This window comes from Mesorhizobium sp. M7A.F.Ca.CA.002.15.2.1, from assembly GCF_003998715.1.
Lineage (GTDB): Bacteria > Pseudomonadota > Alphaproteobacteria > Rhizobiales > Rhizobiaceae > Mesorhizobium > Mesorhizobium ciceri.
This window is the reverse complement of the sequence record NZ_RZPI01000716.1, coordinates 1-2,741: the sequence shown is the minus strand read 5'-3', so window position 1 is coordinate 2,741 and position 2,741 is coordinate 1. Positions and strand designations below refer to the sequence as shown.

Here is a 2,741-nt window from a genome sequence, read left to right as displayed (position 1 = left end):
GATAGATGTCGGGCTGCAGATCCGAGAGGAACAGCCGACCCTTGTCATCGACCTTCAGCGACGCAAGCGTCCGGTCGCATTCCATGCCGCAATGGACCGGGCCCGTCTTGCCGTCCTCGGAAGCATGATTGCACCAGCCGCCGGCCCATTCAGGCGACTTGGCGCCGCGCACGGTGGTGGCGATGAAGGCATTGTAGGACGTGTCGGAATTCCCGGTCGGTTCCTCGTTCGGCCGGCTGACCGGATCATGGCCGTAGTAGAAGAAGATCCGCGCCACCTTCTGCTTCGGGTGCGCCTTGAGATGCGCCCCATCATAGACGCGGCCGAAACAGGCATCAGCGCCGTTCGGACTGAGTTCGGTAAGCTTCAGCGCATCGTCGGCGGAGGCCGATCCGGCAAGCGCGCCGAGCAGCACGGCGCAAAACCCGGCGCCGGCAACCGTCTTCCATTCCCCCAACCCAAACGCCCATTCCTTCAACGCCATGTGACCTCTCCTCCGCATCGAAAGGACGCAACGGCAATTTATGCTAGTATTGCGGCTGGAGTCACGCAATTCGCGGTCAGCCGCCAAGCGGAGGAGGATGCCATGCGCCGGCGCGACATGTTCCGCACGGTTCTTGCCGGAACCGGAACGCTTCTCGGTCTGCGGGCAGCACAGGCAGCCGCCACCGAGCCCACAAGGCAAAAAGTCGCCTACCACTTGAGCGACACCGACAAGGTCAATTTCGTGCTCGGCAACATCAAGAACCATTATGAAGGCACCGGCGGCAAGGTCGACATCGTGCTGGTCGTGCATGGTCCCGCGCTCGCGGCCTTCAAGTCGAAAGGCATATCGGCCGCGATTTCCGGGCGCTTCGCCGGCCTGGTGCAGCAGGGATTGGAACCCCACGCCTGCGCCAACACCATGCACGGCATGGACATCACACTCCCCGACCTGCTCGCCGGATTTCATGCCGCCGACAAGGGCGGCGTCGTCAAACTCGCCGAACTGCAAGGCCAGGGTTACGCCTATCTGCGTCCGTAGAGCGGTTTGTTTGACGCAAATCCCCCGGGGAAAGCGCTCACACTTTTCCTTGAATTGCTCCAAGGCTTGAACACCGGGGTGGCAAGGGCCTACGAAGGGCAGGCAGACATCCCGGAGGAAGAACCGTGCCAGCCACCACACTCAGCATACCCGATCTTGCCGGCAAGGCAGTGCTGGTTACCGGTGCATCGACCGGCATCGGGGCGGCGCTCGCGCTGGCCTATGCAGCGCAGAAATGCAAGGTGGCGCTGCATTATAACTCGAGCCGCGACGCCGCCGAGAAGCTCGGCCTGACGATTGCCGACAAGGGCGGCGAGGTGTTTCTCGTCCAGGGCGATTTCTCCGTTGCCGCCGATGTCGAGCGCGTCGTCGAGGACAGTGCGCAATATTTCGGCCGCCTCGACGGGCTGGTCAACAATGCCGGCGGCATGCTCGGCCGCATCCCCTATGCCGAGCAGACCGAGGCGCATTACGATGCGGTGATGGACCTCAACGCCCGTTCGGTGCTGACTGCTTCGCGCAAGGCGATCCCGTGGCTGAAGAAACAGGGCGGCTTCATCGTCAACACCTCCTCGATCGCCGCCCGCAATGGTGCCGGCGGCGGCGCCGGGCTTTACGGCTCTGCCAAGGCTTTCGTCTCCAATGTGACGCGCGGCATGGCAAAGGAGCTGATCGGCTTCGGCATCCGCGTCAACGCGGTGGCGCCCGGCACCATTCTCACCCCGTTCCACGAGCGCTATTCGACCGACGAGCAGATCAAGGGCATGGTCGCCACCATTCCGCAGGGACGCGCCGGCACGGCGCAGGATTGCGTCGGCGCCTATCTGTTCCTCTCTTCCGACCTTCTCAGCGGCTACATCACCGGCCAGGTGATCGAGGTGAATGGCGGCCAGTTGATGCCTTGAACGGCTATCGCCATACTGGCGATCTGCACGCTCTTGTCGAAAACCTCAAAGGAGACAACGGAATGTACGGACTGATCGGCAAGATGCGGGCGTCGCGCGGCCAGCGCGACGCGGTCATGGACCTCCTGCGCGCCAGCACCGGCGCCCTGTCGGGCTGCCTGAGCTATATCATCGCGCGCGATCCCGCCGATGCCGACGCGATCTGGGTCACCGAAGTGTGGACCGACGCCGAAAGCCACAAGGCCTCGCTGCAGCTTCCCGAAGTCCAGGCAGCGATCGCCAAGGCGCGGCCGTTCATCGCCGGCTTCGAATTCCAGGTCGAGACCCACCCCGTCGGCGGCTTCGGCCTAGCCGACAGCAAGACGGGGTGAGTTCGATGCCAATTTTGAGGAGCAATCTTTGACGCAGACAGTAAACATTCGCGATGCGAAAGCTCATCTGTCGCGCCTTGTGAGACGTGCAGCCCAAGGCGAGTCGTTTGTTATTGCCAAAGCCGGCAAGCCGTTGGCCAGAATCGTGCCGATCGAACAGCCGACGCTGCAGGCGCGACGGGTCGGTTTTATGGCCGGCCAGTTTTCCGTCCCCGACGATTTCGACCGCATGGGTCGCAATGAGATCGAGCAACGGTTCAACGCCGGCTTGTGAGACCTGTTACTCGACACCTGGGCGGGTGAAACAATCATTTTTCTGTGAATCGCGGTTCGCATTTTTCGCCCTGCGGGTCTAAGAGCGAAACATGGATTCCTCGGCCGAGCAGCCCTCCCCGGACCTGCCCACACTCGAGCGCATGGCGCGGATGCGCAAGCTCTGGC

General features: G+C 62.8%; 4 protein-coding genes and 1 pseudogene. 4 read left to right on the top strand and 1 reads right to left on the bottom strand.

Translation table 11 applies throughout. The features are described from left to right. Nucleotides 1-484: pseudogene (locus ENZ74_RS28090) on the bottom strand (hypothetical protein); the annotation flags it as partial. Between the two features lie 102 nt (nucleotides 485-586). Between ENZ74_RS28090 and ENZ74_RS28085 the strand changes: the two are divergent. The 4 genes from ENZ74_RS28085 (at nucleotide 587) to ENZ74_RS28070 (ending at nucleotide 2,574) form a co-directional block, all read left to right on the top strand. Further along, on the top strand, nucleotides 587-1,024 hold the full coding sequence (locus ENZ74_RS28085; protein WP_013529935.1) for a DsrE family protein: 438 nt from the start codon (nucleotides 587-589) through the stop codon (nucleotides 1,022-1,024). Between the two features lie 125 nt (nucleotides 1,025-1,149). Further along, nucleotides 1,150-1,929 (top strand): SDR family oxidoreductase, encoded by a 780-nt coding sequence (locus ENZ74_RS28080; protein ID WP_013529934.1) that lies wholly within the window; start codon nucleotides 1,150-1,152, stop codon nucleotides 1,927-1,929. Nucleotides 1,930-1,991: 62 nt separating this feature from the next. Then, the gene (locus tag ENZ74_RS28075; RefSeq protein ID WP_063168863.1) at nucleotides 1,992-2,300 is read left to right on the top strand and encodes a putative quinol monooxygenase; all 309 of its coding nucleotides are present in this window, start codon (nucleotides 1,992-1,994) and stop codon (nucleotides 2,298-2,300) included. Between the two features lie 28 nt (nucleotides 2,301-2,328). Continuing rightward, nucleotides 2,329-2,574, top strand: coding sequence for a type II toxin-antitoxin system Phd/YefM family antitoxin (locus ENZ74_RS28070; protein WP_013529932.1), 246 nt, complete (start codon nucleotides 2,329-2,331; stop codon nucleotides 2,572-2,574). Nucleotides 2,575-2,741: the final 167 nt, after the last annotated feature.

Excerpts from the sequence above, each read along its gene's own strand:
- ENZ74_RS28085 (WP_013529935.1), top strand. The coding sequence starts at position 587 with ATGCGCCGGCGCGACATGTTCCGCACGGTTCTTGCCGGAACCGGAACG.
- ENZ74_RS28075 (WP_063168863.1), top strand. The coding sequence starts at position 1,992 with ATGTACGGACTGATCGGCAAGATGCGGGCGTCGCGCGGCCAGCGCGAC.